The following is a 17,623-nucleotide window of genomic DNA, read 5'->3' on the forward strand; positions in this document are numbered from 1 at the left end:
TCCCGATTCATTATTCACTCATGACGGTAGTGAACCTGGCCTTCCCGGAATGCAATAAATTCTCCGGACTTCATAATGTTCCAGCTCTCATTGGTGGTCAGAGGTTCGGTGGCGACTACAGTGACAATATCGTTTTTAGTTGTCACCTGCTTAAAATCAACACTCAATGAATCATCCTTCAGAGTCGCTTTTTCAAAAGGTGCTTTTCGGGTAATCCAGCTTAATTTGGTCGAGCAGAAGCAATAAAGATGTTTTGAATCCGTTAATAACATATTGAACACCCCCAGCTTTCTTAATTCCAAAGCCAGCTTATGGATGTAGCGGTGCAGGGTTGCAGCCCGTGCAGGGGGTTTAGGAAAGCGTTCCCTGAGCTGGCTCATTAACCAGCAGAAAGCATATTCGCTGTCAGTGGTGCCCACCGGACGGTAATAGCAAAGCGGTTTTTTCTTGATCCCTTTAAGCTGGCCATTATGGGCAAAGGTCCAGTTTCGTCCCCAGAACTCCCGGGTAAAAGGGTGGGTGTTTTCCAGAGAAACCCGTCCGGCATTCGCCTGACGGATATGGCTGATCACAATATCGCTCTTGATCGGATAATTCCTGACCAGTTTGGCGATTTCTGACTCACAGCTCGGATGGGGGTCGCGAAACTCACGTACTCCCGCCCCTTCATAAAAGACGATACCCCAGCCATCACTGTGGGGACCGGTGCGTCCGCCTCTCTGCATCAAACCACTGAAGCTGAAGCAAATGTCGGTCGGTGTGTTGGCGCTCATGCCCAGCAGTTCACACATCTCAACTGTCCGTTAGTATTGTTTCTTGGCATTGTTTGTTCCGTTGGTTCACAAAACTGTCAGCAGGTGGGTTCCTGCCTTTTGGATCGTATCTCACTACCAGAGGGTTTCGGAGCTCGCTCAGTTTTTTTCTTGTCTGTGTTTGACTTCTTTACGGGCAGGACAAAGGCAATCAGGGCCGCTAATCCAGCGGCGAACACAATGATCATTCCTGTTCTGGACATGGCTTCAAAACCGTGGGTCATGCCATCGTATATCATTGTAAACAGCGCGGGAGACAACAGATCAGAGCCTCTGGTTATCCACCAGGGTGTGCAAAGCAGTGCAGCAGCTGTAAAATGCAGTACCCACTTCAAGCGCGCAGGCAGTCTTCCGGTAATCATAATAAGCGACACCAGACAACCCATTGCACCTGCCAGGTAGATTGTCCAGCCTAGAATAAATTGCGAACTTGTCATCCTTTCTCCTGTTGACGATGGCACCGGGCTAAGCCAGAGCTGGAGGAAAATAGCCGATAAGAAAAAATCAGGTGGTTGATCCCGGGATGTCGGCCGATAAAAACTGAAACAATAGTCTATATTGATGCAGGTGTTAACCCGTGAATATTACGCCTGAAGCAATCCAGAGTCTTAACTTGAGGCCACTTTAGCATATGTTTCCGGCAATTTGATCTTTTCCCGGCATGAGGCAGGTATTGCCTTCGCAGTCATGGCTATCGGGGTAGATAGAAGATACTGCTTTATCGAATGACAACAATAACCCAAGAGGACGGACTATGGTCAATCTATCTGGGGTTGCCTCCTGGTTTGACTGGCTGGCACTCCTGTCACTGATTTTACTGTGGGTAGGCTATACCATTTTTGCCTATCGAAGGGGGCAGGCAACGGCATGTCTGGCCAGCGTTCTGGCACTCTACAGACGAGACTGGATGTATCGGCTGCTTGGCAGGGATAACCGGATAGCCGATGCCAGTCTGCTCGCCAGCCTTCGGGCATCTGTCAGTTTCTTTGCTTCCACCAGTATTCTGGTTATGGCGGGCCTGATCACCGGAATTGCAGCATCAGAAGAAGCGGTCGGCGTTCTGTCGGCTATGCCTTTTGTGACGACCAATACCCGTGAACTCTGGGAACTGAAGGTTTTGGTCATGCTGGTTATATTTGTGTATACCTTTTTTGAGTTTACCTGGAGTCTCAGACTCTATAACTTTACCTGTGTTCTTATGGGGAGTGCCCCTCTGATGCAGGATATCAGTGGTAATAAAACGGAACAGAAAGTATTTGCGGACAAGGTGGGCTTTATCATGACGCTGGCCGCCAACCACTTTAACTACGGCCTGCGGGCCTATTATTTTTCTCTGGCCACATTGTCCTGGTTTATTCATCCGTCACTTTTTATCATCAGCACGGTCATGGTGGTGGTTATTCTGTACCGTCGGGAGTTTCATTCCAAAGTGCTTGATACGCTCTCTGATACTGCTAAGGAGTAGCAGGCAAAAGAATATTCATAAAATTCTCGAATTCTGCCTTGAAATCAAAAAGCCTGTCCCCACATTAGTTTCAAAGCAATTTATGATCAGGCTGATCGCTCATGAGAAGGTTCTGAACGACGGCCACTGGCAGAAAACAATGTAGAGGGCCAAATGACTGCAGAAGCCAAAAAAGAAACACTGGGTTTCCAAACCGAGGTCAAGCAACTTCTTCACCTCATGATCCACTCCCTGTACTCCAATCGCGAAATCTTTCTGCGGGAGTTGATCTCTAACGCTTCAGATGCTGCTGACAAACTGCGCTTTGAAGCGTTGCATAATGATGGTTTGCTGGAAAGTGATCCCAATCTGGATATTCGTGTTGATTTTGACAAGGAAGCAAAAACCGTTACCGTCGCTGATAACGGCATTGGTATGAACCGTGAGGATGTTATTGCTCACCTGGGTACCATTGCCAAGTCCGGCACCGCTGACTTCCTGCAACAGCTGACCGGTGACCAGAAGAAAGACTCTCAGCTGATTGGTCAGTTCGGCGTCGGTTTTTACTCTGCCTTTATTGTCGCTGATAAGGTCACCGTTGAAACCCGCAAGGCGGATGCACCGGCTGAGCAAGCCGTCCGTTGGGTATCCGACGGCTCCGGTGAATTCACCGTTGAAGGGATCAGCAAAGAAAAACGTGGCACCTCCATCATCCTGCACCTGAAGGACGATGCCGAAGAGTTTGCTGACGGCTGGCGTCTGCGCAACATTGTTCGCAAGTATTCTGACCATATCTCCATGCCAATTCTGATGGTCAAGCAAGAGATGCCTTCAGAAGAAGAGGAAAAGGAGGAAGACAAGGCGCCTGAGTGGGAAACGGTTAATACCGCAAAGGCCCTGTGGACTCGCTCCCGTTCTGATATTACTGATGAAGAGTACAAAGAGTTCTACAAACACATCAGTCATGACTTTGCTGACCCTATAAAGTGGAGTCATAACCGTGTTGAAGGCAAGCTGGAATACAACAGCCTGTTGTTCATTCCTGCCAAAGCTCCCTTCGATCTTTATAATCGTGATATGCAGAAAGGCCTGAAGCTCTACGTTCAGCGCGTATTCATCATGGATCAGGCCGATGAATTCCTGCCCATGTACCTGCGTTTCATTAAGGGTGTGGTGGATTCTAACGATCTCTCCTTGAACGTATCGCGTGAAATCCTTCAGAAAGACCCTGCTGTCGACAGCATGAAAGCCGCATTGACCAAGCGTGTTTTGGACATGCTGGAAAAAATGGCCAAGAAGGAAGAAGAGCAGTATGCAGAGTTCTGGAAAGAGTTTGGTCAGGTATTAAAAGAAGGCCCTGCTGAGGACTTCGCAAACCGTGAGAAAGTTGCCAAACTCCTGCGTTTTGCTTCTACCGAGAGCAAGGGTAGTGACCAGGACCAATCTCTGGAAGGCTATGTTTCCAGAATCAAGGAAGGTCAGGACAAGATCTACTACATCACTGCAGAAACCCACAATGCGGCGGCCAACAGTCCTCACCTGGAAGTGTTCAGGAAGAAGGGAATCGAAGTTCTTCTGCTGAGCGACCGTGTCGATGAGTGGCTGATGTCGCATCTGAACGAATTCGATGGCAAACAGTTTGCAGACATCGCACGTGGTGATCTGGATCTGGGTCAACTGGACGATGAAGGCGACAAGAAAGCCCTGGAAGAAAGTGCCAAGGAGAAAGAAGATCTGCTCAAGCGCATCAAGGATGCCCTGTTGGACCAGGTTGAAGAAGTCCGTGTAACGCACCGTCTGACGGATTCACCCGCCTGTTTGGTCGTAGGTGAACAGGATATGGGCGCCCAAATGCGTAAGATCATGGAAGCTGCGGGTCAGGCCATGCCTGAATCCAAGCCTATCTTTGAGATCAATCCTGAGCACCCTCTGATTAACCGTTTGGACCAGGAAGCAGATGAAGATCGTTTTGCTGATCTGTGTCGTGTGGTCTTTGATCAGGCCAAGCTGGCTGCAGGTGGCCAGCTGGATGATCCTGCCAGCTACGTTCAGCGTTTGAACAAACTCCTGTTAGAAATGGCAGGCTAACAAATATTGGAGCTGGAGCTTAATCTAAGTTCCAGCTCTCAACTGTCACTTGTCCAGTTTTTTCCACCCTGCCTTAAAGTCATGCCTCAATTCTGACCATCGGTTTTTGACATCGTGCCTGAACTCGTTCATCTCTTTTCTAGCTTTCAATTCAAGGCGCTTGAATTTTGAGTCCGTATTGTTCATTTTGACATCAATACTGGCCTGTTCTGCCTCATGTCTGAGTTTATTGGCGGCTTTTATAAAGTTCTCAAGTGTTAACACCTGACACAGATAGTTGCTGATAGGCTTAAACTCCAGAGCCATGTCTTCAAGAAACTCCGCCAGTATATAAAGCAGGCTGTCCAGACTGGATCTGGATTGAACGTCCCGATTATAGGTACGACCACTGGCGGTTTGCGGAAGGTTGTCAGTCTCAGACTGATACGGTCTTCCAGATAGTTGTTGTCCTTCTACTTTCATAAACGATACCTCCCTGTTCGTTTTAATCCCTGTTTGATTGTAGAGTTTTTTAATGCTGTTTTGGTCCTGTTTCGTAAGTTAGATAACCGGTTCGTTATCATTCGGTCGGTTGATTCATAAGCGACACCTCCCTCGTACCTTTGGTCCCTCCATTCGTTTAGTCATTACAATGTTCGCACTCAGAATAGTGGAGAGGACTCCTTGAGCAGTATACGACCTTGATCGATTAGACTTAGGGCTAACTTGACAAAATTACTGCCAGTTCAGTTCATTGTTTCCAGTTTTGATCTACGCTGTATTAAGGCTGAAACGGGTTTTTCTCACCAGTTCCCTGTGACAGTGGCATTCTTTCATGAAGTCCGTCCGTACCGTATTTTTGTCAAAATGGCTGACTGTCCTGTTAGCGATTCTTCTCATTTCTGGCTGCAGCATGCAGTCATCTCCCATTCTTTATCCAAAAGGTCCGGTTGCTGAAACCGAGCGGAATCTGTTATTCCTCGCGACAGCCATCATGCTTTTTACTTTGCTGCCCGTTTACCTGATCACTTTCTGGTCATGCTGGCGTTATCGAGCCAATGGCAAAGGGGCCTATCGGCCAGACTGGCACAAATCCATTTTCGTTGAACTGTTTATCTGGGCCGGTCCACTGGTCATTATCGTTGTGATCGGTGTTCTTGTTGTTATTTACACCTACCAACTCGACCCCTACAAACCTCTGGTCAGTGATGAGAAAACGTTCAGGGTTCAGGCAGTGGCTCAGAACTGGAAGTGGCTATTTATCTACCCGGACCAGCAGGTAGCGGTAGTCAATGAACTGGCTTTTCCCAGTGACAGACCCGTTAATATTGAAATTACTTCAGACACGGTCATGACATCCTTCATTATCCCTGCGCTGGGTGGCCAAATTTATGCCATGGCCGGGATGACCACTCATCTGAACCTCAAAGCCTTCGAGCCAGGTCGTTTTACTGGAAGAAATACCCAGTTCAGTGGCCGGGGCTTTCCTCATATGGTGTTTGACGTTCAATCACTCTCTGAAAGTGACTTTACACAATGGCTCGATAACGTCAAAAAAGCAAACAAACGACTGGACTCAATGAGTTATCAGAAGCTCCTCAGGCCGGAAACAAAGTACCCGGTAGAGTACTACTCCTGGGTTGAACCGGAGCTGTTCAGTCGAATCATTGCTAAATACACCGGAGCAAGCGGTGCCTTACCCCTGCAAAAAACCGGAAGTCTGGAGTAAGCCATGTTAGGCAGATTGACCATTGATGCACTGCCGTTCTATAGCTCGGTTGCTATGGGAGGCGCTCTTGTTACCGTGATGGCTGTGCTTTTGACGGCTCTGGCCGTGACCTGGGCAGGCAAGTGGCGATATTTGTGGGAAGAATGGCTGACCAGTGTCGATCATAAGCGAATCGGGGTCATGTATATCTTGCTGGCACTGGTCATGCTTGTCCGTGGGGTTATTGAAGCCGTCATGATGCGAACCCAGCAAGCGATTGCTCTCAACAATGATGGGTATTTGCCGCCAGAGCATTTTGAGCAAATTTTTACTACCCATGGCACTATCATGATCTTTTTTATGGCCATGCCGTTTCTTACTGGCCTGATCAATATCGTTGTTCCCCAGCAGATTGGCGCCAGAGATGTGGCTTTTCCCTTCATGAATTCGGTCAGTTTATGGCTGACTGCTGCAGGTGCCGGGTTGGTGGGAATTTCCCTGGTTCTGGGCAAGTTCTCGACAGCGGGCTGGACCGGGTATCCACCTTATTCAGGTATTGGTTTCAGTCCGGGAGTTGGTGTCGATTACTGGATTTGGGCACTGCTTGTCAGTGGTGTGGGCAGTACGATGACCGGAATTAACTTTATAACGACCATTTTAAGATGCCGGGCTCCTGGCATGAAATTGATGCAGATGCCATTGTTTGTCTGGACCACACTCTGCACCAGTATTCTGATGGCGTTTGCTTTTCCTGCCCTGACCGTAGTGGCGGCTCTGCTGGGGCTGGACCGGACAGTGGGGATGCACTTTTTTACCAATGAGCTGGGTGGCAATATGATGAACTTTGCCAACCTGATCTGGATCTGGGGACACCCTGAAGTCTACATTCTGATTCTGCCTGCTTTCGGTGTATTCTCTGAAGTAACCGCTGTGTTTTCCGGGAAAAGGCTGTTTGGTTATCATTCGTTAGTCTACGCCACCATGGCTATAGGACTTTTGTCGTTTACAGTATGGTTGCATCATTTCTTTACTATGGGCTCCAGTCCAAACGTTAACGCCATATTCGGTATTGCCACAATGATTATTGCTGTTCCCACAGGCGTTAAAATATTTGACTGGCTCTTTACTATGATCAGGGGGCGGATTGTTTTTCATCCCGCTATGCTGTTTACCATCGGTTTTATTATTACCTTTGTAATAGGGGGTATTACCGGAGTCTTGCTGGCAATTCCTCCGGTAGACTACCAGATGCATAACACCACCTTTTTAGTAGCGCACTTTCATAACATGCTGATACCCGGCGCCTTGTTTGGTTACTTTGCAGGCACTCAGTTCTGGTTCCCCAAGGTCTTTGGCTTCAGACTAAATGAGTTCTGGGGCAAGATGGTGTTTTCCTGCTGGTTGATCGGTTTCTATCTCGCCTTTATGCCACTCTACGCCCTTGGGCTTCTGGGTATGACAAGGAGGCTTGAACAATACACCCAGCCTGATTGGCAACCTTTTCTGCTGGTGGCTTTTGCAGGTGCATGTTTTGTACTGGTTGGCATTTACAGTGTCTTTATGCAGTTTTACGTTAGTGTCAGAGACCGTAATCAACATCGGGATCTAACCGGTGATCCATGGAATGGCAGAACTCTTGAGTGGGCCACCTCCTCACCGGCAGCACCCTATAACTTTGCTGTGATACCCAAAGTCAACTCTGTCGATGCCTTCTGGGAAATGAAAAAAAAAGGGGAAGCCTATTATTTTCCTGATCAATACAGCGCCATCATAATGCCCGCTAATACCGGAGCTGGCGTTTATATTGGTTTGTTTGGATTTTTAGTAGGGTTTGCTTTCGTCTGGTATTTATGGTGGTTGGCCATCCTCGCCATGGTCGGTGCGGTAACAGTATTGATCGTTAGAAGTTCTAATGATCATGAAGAGGAGATCTTTACATCAGAAGCTGTCATGGCCATTGAGAGCAAACGAAAGGCTCAGTTAATGTCTGCTGAAAGTCTCTCACCCAGAGGAGGGCCTGTATGAATCAGAATGCGCTCCAACAAGCCATGGCTGAACATCTTGAAGAGTACCTTGATAACCGGGAATTCGGTTTCTGGCTCTATCTGATGACGGATGCGGTTATCTTCGCGCTGCTTTTTGCAACCTATGTCAGTATGTTCAGAAATACTGCCAACGGACCTGAGCCCATTGAACTTTTCGATCTCAAACATGTCTTTCTTGAAACCGCCTGCCTGTTGATCTCCAGTGTCACATTTGGTTTTGCCTGGTTGGCAGCTATGCATAAAAAACGACCGACTGTAATGCTTTGGTTAATCATTACCCTCGTTTTTGGTGTCACTTTTGTTTCTCTGGAAATCGCCGAATTTGCAGAAATGATCGGAGAGGGGGGTGGGCCTCAAATCAGTGGTTACTTGTCGTCTTTTTTTACACTGGTTGCTACCCATGGCATCCATGTGAGCATTGGCATGCTTGGCATCCTGATGATGGTGTCGCAGGTTTTTATGAAAGGGTTGACGCCCCAGGTCTGCTCCAGGTTGTATCGCCTCGGTTTATTCTGGCATTTTCTGGATATTGTCTGGATAGGGATCTTTTCTGTCGTTTACCTACCGGTGTTCATATAGGAGGTAGCCGTGCAAGCACATGAACATAGCCTGAAGGACTATCTAGCAGGGTTCGTTCTGGCGATCGTTCTGACGGTCATCCCTTTCTGGGTCGTCTGGTCCTCAGCTTTCCCGGCCAAAATACTGTTTGCCATTATTGCACTGTGTGCCTTGATTCAGGTGCTGGTTCACTTGCGTTTTTTTTTAAACATCACCCTCAGGCGTACGGGCAGAGACTATCTGACAGCGCTGTTTTTTGCCGGAGTTCTGATTTTCATTATGGTGGGTGGGACCATCTGGATATTGTTTGATCTGAACTTCAGAATGATGTAAGTCGCAGAAGGCTGCAGCCTAAAGAGTCAAGCGACAATCGCGTTATATTCTTTCACTTTCCTGGCGTATATAGCCGAACCTCTCATTGGGGTTTCAAGATATTTGGCCCGCAGATCAAGACCGGTGCGATATATGGTTTCGATGCAGCTATCGAGTGATACCGCGTGAGTACCGTCAACAGGCATAGCCAGACGAGCAGCAGTGATTGCCTTGATAGCCGCCATACCATTTCGCTCGATGCAGGGGATCTGGACCAGGCAGATCCCACCTCTGCCTGACAGCCTGCTTCTGCGCCCGATATGTCGGGTTCAAATATTGCCTTAAAAAAGCATTGTCATTTGGCGTGTTCTCTCATAAAATACTTCAACATTTTGGAAGTTGTTGGTTTTAAAGACTTTTATCTGAAAATCGATCCATTACGGCGAGTTAGCAAAGCGGTTATGCAGTGGACTGCAACTCCATTTAGACCGGTTCGACTCCGGTACTCGCCTCCATTCTCTTTTTTAAGAATCTAATCTTTCACCCATGGCAAAATATATGGGGCTTCGATGCCGGAGCATGTCAGTTGATTATCTATTTTCCAGGCTTATGATGAGTTCAAGAGGCGTTGGCCACTAACTTAGTGGTAAAAGAAAGCAGCCCAGCGGCTTGGGAACTCTTTCCGTTCCTTGATAAATTGCAGCAGGGTTTTCAAGGGCATTAATTTCAGGGAAGCCCTGGCCTTCTTGTAGCCGAGGCCGTAAACAGGATCGTCACTGTTTTCTATTGCTGCTCTGCGGAATTCTGCGTCTTTTGTATCCTGATTTTTCAACCAGATATAAGTACCTAACCAGTTGGTTTCGCATATTCTGGACGGCGGCTTTTTCCATCCTTCTGCGTTCCAGCTCTGGTTGCGTAGCTATGGCTACGCGCCCGTCGTTGCGCCTTGAAGGACGAAAAAATCCACTCGCCAGAATATGCGAAACCAACTGGCCAGGTACTTACTCCATCATGACACACATGCCTTCTTCAACCCCCAGTGGCAGGTCGCGATAGTTGTTGTAGAAGAACCAGGCATGGGTTAATTCATGGATGGCTAGGGTTCGGAAATGTTCTTCTGGAAGATGCCTCTGGATCAGAATATCGTTGAACTCTCTGGCTATCACCTGACCATTGGCTGTTGTAGAGGTGCTCCATCGGGTCAGACCCAGTATCGGCCTTTCATTATGAAAGTTACTTCGGCTGGCTTAACGATTTAGCCTGTAAGTCTGACAGAACGACCAGAAGGATGAGACTAAGTCTTGTCTCGATGCAGATTATAGAATCAGTAATAGAGCCAGTGTGATTATAATACCGAAACCAGTATCGACTATGGCTTTACCCACAGATGAAGTGGGTACCTTGCTGATACTCGAATCCATACTGTAACTTGAATTAATAATGGAACTTGAATTAATAATGGAACTTGAATTAATAATGGAGCTTGAATTAATAATGGAACTTGAATTGATAACGTAGCTTGAATTAATAATGGAGCTTGAATTTGAAAAGGTACTGGATACTGCGTTGTTAACAAAAGCGTAGTTTGTCATGTTTACCGGGCAGACTTCCGAGTCGAAGTATAAATGATCTTCGAGATTGATCAGTCCGCTGCAGGCAGTCGCTGTGGAACCTTTGATGGCTGTCCAGGTATTGATCATCTGGTTGATGGCGTAGAGGGCAGGTGATGCCGTAACAACGGATGAGTTGGGTGTCAACCTTTCGCACTCATTTCTCAACAGGAACGGATCAGCCGCTTTCAGGCTGAATTGTTCCTCGATTTGTCGCCACGGACTGTGTCCTTGCAGGTGATTACAGGCAAAGGCCAGTTCAAGTGGTGCTTTGACGATTAAAGCGGTCTCTGTCACCTGAATCTGATTGCCTGCCAGGTTAAAAAGAGGACGTTCGGCATTGTTCTCTGTATGACCTGTAAGAACGAAGCCTCCTCCCCTTGGTATTAGTAACCAGGGGTCATCTCGGGGTGCGAAGCCACTATTAGAGATGTTGACTTTGTTTCTGAAGATATTCACACGGGTTCCGGATCCAAGAATAAACTCAGCTGCGTCGGCCATTTTGCCCTGCAATGTGTTCCCGATAATCTCCAGTCTTTGCGACTGGTTCTTGATGGCAGGAAGATGAATAAACACCGCTTCCCCGGGAATAGCGTCGGTAATCGACACGTTGAGGGTATCACCTATGACCGTGTTATTGGCAAACCTCAGACCCGGGCCAGATTGAGTGGAGTCAATCGATGCATCCAGAGGTTCTCTGCAATCAAGATAAACTGCAGCCCATTTAGGGAGATGGAATACGTTGTTTTCGACAATCAGCCTCCGGTTAGAGCACGCAGCTGCAACAATGATGATATCCTCCGGGGCGAACATAGGTCTACTTGGCAGGAAAGTAATATGGCTTATATGACTGTCTTTTGTTTCTCCAAAATTGAAGTTATCAGTAGCTCCAACCCAGATCATAACTGTACGACGATAATTTGGCCGAAGCGTAATGACGATTTCAAAACCTTCATCGGCAGCACCAATAATGTCCTGGCCATCCTTCAAAACTATATAATTTTCAATGCCGTACTTAACTGAGATTTTATCAGGCAGAGGGGAAGCTGTTGATGGGGAAGGTGTCATTGTAGGAGTAGCAGTGTTGGAGGAAAGCAGTATCACGGTGTTCTCAGGAATCCGGTTGATCAACTCAGCCATATCTCTTGTCTGATCGGCATTGAGCAAGGTACAATTTCGCCCGCGAACAAGATTACTATATTCGTCCAGTCGTTTATCAACCCCCGCTGTTTGCCCTCTGAGGGATTCACACAATGCCGTTGTAGGGACTGTTGAAGCAGGAGAAGTTGTGGATTGAGCCTGAAGGCTTAAGGGTTGTAAAAGGAATACAGAAGCGATTAACTGAGCCAGATAATGTTGCTGCTTGATCATCGATTTTCCTCAACTGGATACCCCGTACTTCTAGTGCGGGGAGAAATGTTGACTTGCTGGGGTCGCCCAGACCGTTAGAGCAAGCCATCACTCTATTTTTGGTGCTTACACACCGTCCTAGCCTTGCGGCAGTAGAGTTCACCGCCTAGACAATGTTAATGGACGGTTTCTTGATAGCAGCACTGTAATTAACCCTCAATACACTGTTTTAACCACTATCCTTAGAGCTTGGGACTGGTGAAGTCGGTAGGAAGTCTAGGTGTTGTATTTATACTTATCCAATCAGACTGTGCACGGACTCCCGACAATGGTGTATAGAACGACATCTGTTTTTTTTTGTCCTGACTTAATGATAAAAGAATGCGCTCCAACGGGTAGGGAACGTTTTCCGTTCTTTGATGAATTGCAGCAGTGTTTTCAAAGGCATTAATTTCAGTGAAGCTTTGGCCTTCTGAAAACCAAGGCCGTAGACAGGATCATCGCTGTTTTCTATCGCCATTCTCCGGAATTCTGCGTCCTTTGTATCCTGACTTTTCAACCATATGTACTCCATCATGACACAGATACCTTCTTCAACTTCCAGTGGTAGGTCGCGATAGTTGTTGTAGAAGAACCAGGCATGGGTTAATTCATGGATGGCTACGGTCCGGAAATGTTCTTCTGGCAGATGTCTCTGGATCAGAATATCGTTGAACTCTCGGGCAATGACCTGACCATTGGCTTTCGTAGAGATACTCCATCGTGCCAGACCCAGTATTGGCCTTTCATTATGAAAGTTATGTCGGCTGGCTTCCCTGAGTTCATCACGACCGCACAGTGTCAGTGGGGTTTTGGATTGATGCAAATTCAATCCTACAGAGGAGAGGGCAGAGCGCATCTGCTCCATGATTCTGTCCCCTTCTTCCTGAGAAACTACACCGTGAAGATTGCAGAGGTTGCAGATCACCAGACCGTCCGGGAAAGACATGCCGCCATCGGTGATGTTTTTGCAGACTATGCGGCCGCAACTTGAACAATTGGTGTAGTCCTGATGGGTCTCGCAGAAGGTATTGCCCCAAAAATCCATCAAATATTGTTCACCGAGGGGTTTGCGGCAGACAGCACAGGGGGGATGATGCTGCTTCAGGTAGCAGTCCAGATGCCAGGGCATGCCATCGTTTTCTATGTATTTGTCTTTGATGGTCTTCCGGCATCCGGGGCATTTCAGGCATCTTGGATGAAAAGGACGGCCATTAAAGCCAACAAACGGTTTGTTCAAAAGCGGTTTTTTGCAGGTTCGACAGTTAAAACAATGTGTGTGCCAATGACTACCAAGGGCTTCCAGACCATTTCCGTGGATTGGCTTTCGACAGCTCTTGCAGAAATTCATGTCCTTCCCTGGCCATGTGATGCTTACTCAATAACTTTAGCAGGAGCAGGTTAAAGCTGTTGATGATTCAGAGGAAATGGGTTGCAGTCATTTGCTTCAATCTCTTGGCCTCAGTGTGGTAGTACTGGCTGGTGGTATTGATCGAGTCATGACCTGCAAAAATGGCCAGATCTTCTATGTCCATCTGACGGGCAAGGTGTGTCAATGCAGTGTGTCGCAGAGCGTGGAAAGGCATAGCCTTGAATCGACTTGCCCGCAGGCTCTTACTGATAGCCATCCCGTTTGCTTGATAAGCGCAGAAGTCCATAAAGCTCTGCCACCAGAAACGTAAACCTCTGGAGGAAAGTCCGCCCATTTTGCCCTGAATTTTGCGTGTTCTGGGAGCTAATGGGAAGTCGTCCCCCAACAGGCCTTCATAGTGAAACCTTTGCCTGAACGCCTTGATCTCTTCAATAAGCTTGTTATTCAGTGGCAGCTGACGACGTTTTCGACCCTTCCCCAGAATACTGAGAAAATAGCCGCCTTCAATATCCGGGTGAATATCATTACAGCTATGTCCGGTCAGTTCAGACTCTCGAAGTCCGAGACTGTAGCCCAGCATAATGATGTAGCGTGTTCTTGCTAACTCTGATTCAGAGATGCGCTCACTATGCCTTTGCAGCTCAAGGCAGTTCAGTAAATGCTGCCATTCTTCTTCATGAAAAAAGCGGACAATAGAAGTGCCCCTGGCGAGCTTTTCGCCGGAACGAATCAATGAAACAGCCGGGTTGCCCGGTGTGTATCGATTTTTCTCCAGAAAAGAAAAGAAAGATGAGAGTACGTCTATGACCTGATCAGTGCTTTTTCCGGGCTTGATGGATGCCTTAAACAGTATTCTTTCTGGTTGTCCTGGGATAATACCTTTCTTTAGCCAGCGATCTGGCAGATTTTGTACATGATGAAGATACATCTGAAGATGCTTCAGCCGAACCTCTTTATAAGTTGCCCCCATATCCTGATACAACCAGGCGCTGAAACGCAGGATTTCTCTTTCATAGCGTCTGAGCGTCTCGCTGGAGCGGGCTGCAGATTTGTTCAGAAACAAAGTAAGAATCTCACTGTCATTGACAGCGCCGGTCATATCAGTATTGAACGACGATAAGTCGGACTGATGGTTTGGATGGTTGCCCCCGGGAAGTAGCAGAAGTTTTGAGAGCACTGGTAAACTCATGGCCTGCTCTCTTTGCTTTGTTCAATAGACAGCTTTAGAGCATCGTTATAGCCTTTAAGTCGTTCAACTTCGCGCTCCAGTGCTTTTGTTGAATCAAGTTCTTCCTGTAGCTCCCGGTTCTTTTGCTCAAGGTCAGCTTGATGCCTTCTGGACTCTTTGATGACATCCTCGTTATGTCGGGCCTTTTGTTCTGTATCCATAAGCTGTCGCACTGCGCTGGTAATCGCTTCAACAGGCAGGTTCATAAGTAGTGCCAGCTCTTTAATAGCCTGAAGTTGCGGATCTGATTCTTTAACAATGGCTTTGTAATGATTCCTCTCTTCGCAAGCTTCCAAATGGGCTTTAGACTTGGCTTCCAATCGATATTGAATTTCATTGTGAGCCCTCTCGGCAGCCAATCCGTATTCTTTCTGTTTCTCCAGCTTGGATTCAATATCTGTTCTTAGCCGACGTTCACTGTCTACGGTTTTGATCCAGTGGTTGATTTGTGCCTGGTACTGACTGTCGAGCTTAGTCTCTAGAGAGGAGAGGGCATTGGTATGTTCTTTTTTATTGCAAGCCAGAGTTTCTTCATGCTTGTTATTTTTTTCGATCTCTGCGTTTAGCTGTTCCTTCAATTGAATGATGCTTTTCTCATGCTCTGATTGTTGCTGAATCAGCTTCTTTCCATTTTCTTGTAGCACCTCATTTTCAGCCGTTAGTTGCTCCAGTTGGTGTTCCAGGGCCAGTCGTTCTTCAGAGAACTGCTGTACTACCTGTTGCAGCTCGTCAATTTCCTGATTGGCTTGATCTTCAAAGTCACGCTGCAAGGCGGTTGCATCATGTTTCCATTGGATGAGAGAGCGTTTCAGAACACGCACAAGATCAGCAGGTAGCTCTTCGTTTGTCTCTTTCTGGGCGTCATCCAGAAAGCGCCACTCATTGTAATAGGGCAAAACCGTTTGTTTCCCCATTTTGGCAATGCGGGCCAGTTTATCGGCATTAATTCGTTCTCCTCTGGTCTTGAGATCGTCGAGGACTCTGAAAACCAGCTCTCTGCGCTGAATTTCCTTCTGGTTCTCGCTATTGGCTTTGTTATCCATGATTTTTTACCCGGGAACATACTATCAATACCAGTATTATAATACTGGTATTGATAGTATTAAAGTTCTTTATCTACTACCGGTAACTGAACTTACCGGTAGTAAGTAATAGTTTTTGCGAAAATTCTAAAGATCTGCTTTAAATCTGAATGCGTACAAAACTATTTTGATGAATGACATACGATGAGGACTGAAAATGGATAGAAGAAAGTTTATGCAGCTTGGGTTGGCTTGCACCTTAATCCCACTGGTTGCCATGGATACTGTTGCGGAACCAGCAGCCGCTGGTGAAGTTCAGGAAGACGATCCACAGGCAAAAGCTCTCAACTACGTGAAGGAGGCTTCTGAGGCCAAGGGCAATCCAAAATATAAGGAAGGGGATATCTGCAAAAACTGTATGTTCTTTGAGGCTAGTAAGAATAATGGCTGTACACTTTTTGCTGGTCGCAGAGTAGAGGAGGGTGGTTGGTGCACAGCCTGGGTAGCAAAACCGAAATAATTTACCCTTTCAACGATTCGTTGTTCGGGGCTATCTGAAGAGTGACTTTATAGCAGGTAGAACGATGCGTCCGGTACAACCATCAGAGTCGGGCGCAATATAAACCGCAGTAAGGGCTCAAGCTGGAAAGTCGTACTTGCTAATATACCCGCTAGCAGCATTCCTGAGCCCAAAGGGAGGGTCACTTAATATAGCGAGCTTTGGATTTTACTTTTTCGACCAGCTTTTTACCTTTGGGAGTTAAGGTTAGTTTGAAATAACGACCGTCGTCCTCATGTTGAGCCTTTTTGATCAGACCCAGACCAGGGCGGTCATGGCGGCCTTCGCCCAGACGCTTCACACTGACAGCAATATCGCTGGGTGTGCCACAGGTCAGTTTTTCAGCATTCACCAGGTCAGTTATGGTTTCGCCAGGATTCTCAGCCACTACCAGCAGGATCTGCCATTGGATAATGGTAAGTGGGTATTCCTGAAGCAGGTGGGTAAGTTTAATCAGACCTTTTAATGTCATTATTAATCTACCTTTAGGTTAGGTTATGGGCGCGCTGTGAACTTAAGGCGTCGTATACTTCTTATTTTTCGGCCTCTAAAGCATACTGCACAACGGGTGCAACAACAGAGGTACCAGAACAAATATTAGACAGTTTTATACTGATCTGGCAAATTTTAAGAGTCAGGTCGTCTATTTTAATGCAAAGGTAGCATAGCTGTTACGCTTTGAAACAAGTAAGGCTACTATTAATCCATGATCAAAAAATGCCTTTTTCCTGCTGCTGGTTACGGGACACGCTTTCTGCCTGCGACCAAATCCATGCCCAAGGAAATGATGCCTATCGTAAACAAACCCCTTATTGAGTACGGCGTTGATGAAGCCCTGCAAGGTGATTTGCATGAGATTTGCATCGTTACAGGACGTGGTAAACGGGCTTTGGACGACCACTTTAATATAAATTATGAACTGGAACATCAGATCCAGGGAACAAACCCTTTCGGGTATTCGGGGTTTGATGGACGAATGTACATTCTCCTATACACGTCAGCGTGAAATGAAAGGACTGGGTCATGCCATTCTGACCGGAGAAACTTTGATTGGAGATGAGCCGTTCGCTGTCGTCTTAGCCGACGACCTCTGTATCAACCTTGATGGAAAAGGTGTTCTGTCCCAGATGGTTAACCTGTACAAACAGTTCCGTTGCAGTATTGTCGCCATCGCGGAAGTGCCTGCCGAAGAGGCCTGCAAATATGGGGTTATCAGCGGTGAAATGATCAAGCTATTGGTCGCTATATTTTAACGCCGGATATCTTCGACATCCTCAGAGAAACACCTCCGGGCAGTCATCTATTGATGACTTCTTGATATCCTTCGATTGCGCATAATATGTATTATGTTAAATATATAATGAGGCTTTCAACTTACGCTGGCTTATGGAGCTTTCCTCCTTCCTCCGCATCAAGGTTCATATTCTATAAATTTCGAGTCATGTAGCCGCAATGTGCACCTAAAGCAAATTTACCTGCACGTAAGATACTTTTTCC

The 17,623-nt window shown here is 46.9% G+C and carries 18 protein-coding genes, 1 tRNA gene and 1 pseudogene; 9 read left to right on the forward strand and 11 right to left on the reverse strand.

Features of this window, described 5'->3' with window-relative positions; translation table 11 throughout:
* Positions 1 to 14: 14 nt before the first annotated feature.
* Together ACOJUO_RS20085 and ACOJUO_RS20090 are read right to left on the reverse strand one after the other, a co-directional pair.
* Positions 15 to 791, reverse strand: coding sequence for a class II glutamine amidotransferase (locus tag ACOJUO_RS20085; RefSeq protein ID WP_422133703.1), 777 nt, complete (start codon positions 789 to 791; stop codon positions 15 to 17).
* Positions 792 to 850: 59 nt separating this feature from the next.
* Positions 851 to 1,249, reverse strand: a complete 399-nt coding sequence (locus tag ACOJUO_RS20090; protein WP_422137928.1) for a hypothetical protein — start codon at positions 1,247 to 1,249, stop codon at positions 851 to 853.
* A 317-nt stretch (positions 1,250 to 1,566) separates the two neighbouring features.
* Between ACOJUO_RS20090 and ACOJUO_RS20095 the strand changes: the two genes are divergently transcribed.
* Together ACOJUO_RS20095 and htpG are read left to right on the forward strand one after the other, a co-directional pair.
* Positions 1,567 to 2,277: a DUF599 domain-containing protein gene (locus tag ACOJUO_RS20095; RefSeq protein ID WP_422133705.1), complete on the forward strand. Its 711-nt coding sequence runs from the start codon at positions 1,567 to 1,569 to the stop codon at positions 2,275 to 2,277.
* 153 nt (positions 2,278 to 2,430) lie between these two features.
* Entirely contained in the window at positions 2,431 to 4,344 is a 1,914-nt protein-coding gene (gene htpG, locus ACOJUO_RS20100; protein WP_422133706.1) for a molecular chaperone HtpG, read from the forward strand.
* 45 nt (positions 4,345 to 4,389) lie between these two features.
* Here the strand turns inward: htpG and ACOJUO_RS20105 are convergent, their stop codons facing one another.
* Positions 4,390 to 4,806, reverse strand: a complete 417-nt coding sequence (locus ACOJUO_RS20105) for a hypothetical protein (RefSeq protein WP_422133707.1) — start codon at positions 4,804 to 4,806, stop codon at positions 4,390 to 4,392.
* 352 nt (positions 4,807 to 5,158) lie between these two features.
* On the opposite strand from ACOJUO_RS20105, the gene ACOJUO_RS20110 reads away from it, so the two are divergent.
* The 4 genes from ACOJUO_RS20110 to cyoD are packed head-to-tail and all read left to right on the forward strand — an operon-like array spanning position 5,159 to position 8,967.
* On the forward strand, positions 5,159 to 6,052 hold the full coding sequence (locus ACOJUO_RS20110; protein WP_422137929.1) for a COX aromatic rich motif-containing protein: 894 nt from the start codon (positions 5,159 to 5,161) through the stop codon (positions 6,050 to 6,052).
* Positions 6,053 to 6,055: 3 nt separating this feature from the next.
* Positions 6,056 to 8,056, forward strand: coding sequence for a cbb3-type cytochrome c oxidase subunit I (locus ACOJUO_RS20115; protein WP_422133709.1), 2,001 nt, complete (start codon positions 6,056 to 6,058; stop codon positions 8,054 to 8,056).
* On the forward strand, positions 8,053 to 8,655 hold the full coding sequence (gene cyoC / locus ACOJUO_RS20120) for a cytochrome o ubiquinol oxidase subunit III (protein ID WP_422133710.1): 603 nt from the start codon (positions 8,053 to 8,055) through the stop codon (positions 8,653 to 8,655). The genes ACOJUO_RS20115 and cyoC overlap by 4 nt, the downstream gene beginning before the upstream one ends.
* Positions 8,656 to 8,664: 9 nt before the next feature.
* Positions 8,665 to 8,967: a cytochrome o ubiquinol oxidase subunit IV gene (gene cyoD, locus ACOJUO_RS20125; protein WP_422137930.1), complete on the forward strand. Its 303-nt coding sequence runs from the start codon at positions 8,665 to 8,667 to the stop codon at positions 8,965 to 8,967.
* A 26-nt stretch (positions 8,968 to 8,993) separates the two neighbouring features.
* On the opposite strand, the gene ACOJUO_RS20130 is transcribed toward cyoD, so the two are convergent.
* Positions 8,994 to 9,266: an L-serine ammonia-lyase, iron-sulfur-dependent, subunit alpha gene (locus ACOJUO_RS20130; RefSeq protein ID WP_422137107.1), complete on the reverse strand. Its 273-nt coding sequence runs from the start codon at positions 9,264 to 9,266 to the stop codon at positions 8,994 to 8,996.
* A 121-nt stretch (positions 9,267 to 9,387) separates the two neighbouring features.
* Here ACOJUO_RS20130 and ACOJUO_RS20135 point away from each other — a divergent pair.
* A tRNA-Cys gene (locus ACOJUO_RS20135) sits at positions 9,388 to 9,461 on the forward strand.
* 125 nt (positions 9,462 to 9,586) lie between these two features.
* On the opposite strand, the gene ACOJUO_RS20140 is transcribed toward ACOJUO_RS20135, so the two are convergent.
* The 6 genes from ACOJUO_RS20140 to ACOJUO_RS20165 all read right to left on the reverse strand — a co-directional run bounded on the left by ACOJUO_RS20140 (position 9,587) and on the right by ACOJUO_RS20165 (position 15,588).
* A complete protein-coding gene (locus tag ACOJUO_RS20140; protein ID WP_422133712.1) occupies positions 9,587 to 9,778 on the reverse strand; it encodes a hypothetical protein in 192 nt (63 codons plus the stop codon).
* A gap of 169 nt (positions 9,779 to 9,947) precedes the next feature.
* Positions 9,948 to 10,160, reverse strand: coding sequence for a protein DA1 (locus tag ACOJUO_RS20145; protein WP_422140083.1), 213 nt, complete (start codon positions 10,158 to 10,160; stop codon positions 9,948 to 9,950).
* Between the two features lie 102 nt (positions 10,161 to 10,262).
* Positions 10,263 to 11,927 (reverse strand): hypothetical protein, encoded by a 1,665-nt coding sequence (locus tag ACOJUO_RS20150; protein WP_422137931.1) that lies wholly within the window; start codon positions 11,925 to 11,927, stop codon positions 10,263 to 10,265.
* Positions 11,928 to 12,273: 346 nt separating this feature from the next.
* Positions 12,274 to 13,296 (reverse strand): protein DA1, encoded by a 1,023-nt coding sequence (locus ACOJUO_RS20155; protein ID WP_422137932.1) that lies wholly within the window; start codon positions 13,294 to 13,296, stop codon positions 12,274 to 12,276.
* 67 nt (positions 13,297 to 13,363) lie between these two features.
* Complete coding sequence (locus ACOJUO_RS20160; protein ID WP_422137933.1) at positions 13,364 to 14,506, reverse strand: tyrosine-type recombinase/integrase; 1,143 nt, start codon at positions 14,504 to 14,506, stop codon at positions 13,364 to 13,366.
* Complete coding sequence (locus ACOJUO_RS20165) at positions 14,503 to 15,588, reverse strand: DNA-binding protein (protein WP_422137934.1); 1,086 nt, start codon at positions 15,586 to 15,588, stop codon at positions 14,503 to 14,505. Before ACOJUO_RS20165 ends, ACOJUO_RS20160 begins: the two co-directional genes overlap by 4 nt.
* A gap of 196 nt (positions 15,589 to 15,784) precedes the next feature.
* On the opposite strand from ACOJUO_RS20165, the gene ACOJUO_RS20170 reads away from it, so the two are divergent.
* On the forward strand, positions 15,785 to 16,087 hold the full coding sequence (locus ACOJUO_RS20170; RefSeq protein ID WP_422133719.1) for a high-potential iron-sulfur protein: 303 nt from the start codon (positions 15,785 to 15,787) through the stop codon (positions 16,085 to 16,087).
* 181 nt (positions 16,088 to 16,268) lie between these two features.
* On the opposite strand, the gene ACOJUO_RS20175 is transcribed toward ACOJUO_RS20170, so the two are convergent.
* Complete coding sequence (locus tag ACOJUO_RS20175; RefSeq protein ID WP_317141597.1) at positions 16,269 to 16,598, reverse strand: MarR family winged helix-turn-helix transcriptional regulator; 330 nt, start codon at positions 16,596 to 16,598, stop codon at positions 16,269 to 16,271.
* A gap of 234 nt (positions 16,599 to 16,832) precedes the next feature.
* Between ACOJUO_RS20175 and ACOJUO_RS20180 the strand changes: the two are divergent.
* Positions 16,833 to 17,420, forward strand: a pseudogene (locus ACOJUO_RS20180) (sugar phosphate nucleotidyltransferase); the annotation flags it as partial.
* Positions 17,421 to 17,623 lie beyond the last annotated feature (203 nt).

Source organism: Endozoicomonas sp. ALC020, assembly GCF_049275935.1.
In the GTDB taxonomy this organism is placed as follows: domain Bacteria; phylum Pseudomonadota; class Gammaproteobacteria; order Pseudomonadales; family Endozoicomonadaceae; genus Endozoicomonas_A.

Bases quoted from the DNA above. Each gene is read 5' to 3' on its own strand.
- ACOJUO_RS20105 (WP_422133707.1), bottom strand. From the start codon at position 4,806: ATGAAAGTAGAAGGACAACAACTATCTGGAAGACCGTATCAGTCTGAG.
- ACOJUO_RS20175 (WP_317141597.1), bottom strand. From the start codon at position 16,598: ATGACATTAAAAGGTCTGATTAAACTTACCCACCTGCTTCAGGAATAC.
- ACOJUO_RS20085 (WP_422133703.1), bottom strand. From the start codon at position 791: ATGTGTGAACTGCTGGGCATGAGCGCCAACACACCGACCGACATTTGC.
- ACOJUO_RS20095 (WP_422133705.1), top strand. From the start codon at position 1,567: ATGGTCAATCTATCTGGGGTTGCCTCCTGGTTTGACTGGCTGGCACTC.
- ACOJUO_RS20155 (WP_422137932.1), bottom strand. From the start codon at position 13,296: ATGAATTTCTGCAAGAGCTGTCGAAAGCCAATCCACGGAAATGGTCTG.
- ACOJUO_RS20160 (WP_422137933.1), bottom strand. From the start codon at position 14,506: ATGAGTTTACCAGTGCTCTCAAAACTTCTGCTACTTCCCGGGGGCAAC.
- ACOJUO_RS20090 (WP_422137928.1), bottom strand. From the start codon at position 1,249: ATGACAAGTTCGCAATTTATTCTAGGCTGGACAATCTACCTGGCAGGT.
- ACOJUO_RS20165 (WP_422137934.1), bottom strand. From the start codon at position 15,588: ATGGATAACAAAGCCAATAGCGAGAACCAGAAGGAAATTCAGCGCAGA.
- ACOJUO_RS20150 (WP_422137931.1), bottom strand. From the start codon at position 11,927: ATGATCAAGCAGCAACATTATCTGGCTCAGTTAATCGCTTCTGTATTC.
- ACOJUO_RS20170 (WP_422133719.1), top strand. From the start codon at position 15,785: ATGGATAGAAGAAAGTTTATGCAGCTTGGGTTGGCTTGCACCTTAATC.
- ACOJUO_RS20115 (WP_422133709.1), top strand. From the start codon at position 6,056: ATGTTAGGCAGATTGACCATTGATGCACTGCCGTTCTATAGCTCGGTT.
- cyoC (WP_422133710.1), top strand. From the start codon at position 8,053: ATGAATCAGAATGCGCTCCAACAAGCCATGGCTGAACATCTTGAAGAG.
- ACOJUO_RS20110 (WP_422137929.1), top strand. From the start codon at position 5,159: ATGAAGTCCGTCCGTACCGTATTTTTGTCAAAATGGCTGACTGTCCTG.
- htpG (WP_422133706.1), top strand. From the start codon at position 2,431: ATGACTGCAGAAGCCAAAAAAGAAACACTGGGTTTCCAAACCGAGGTC.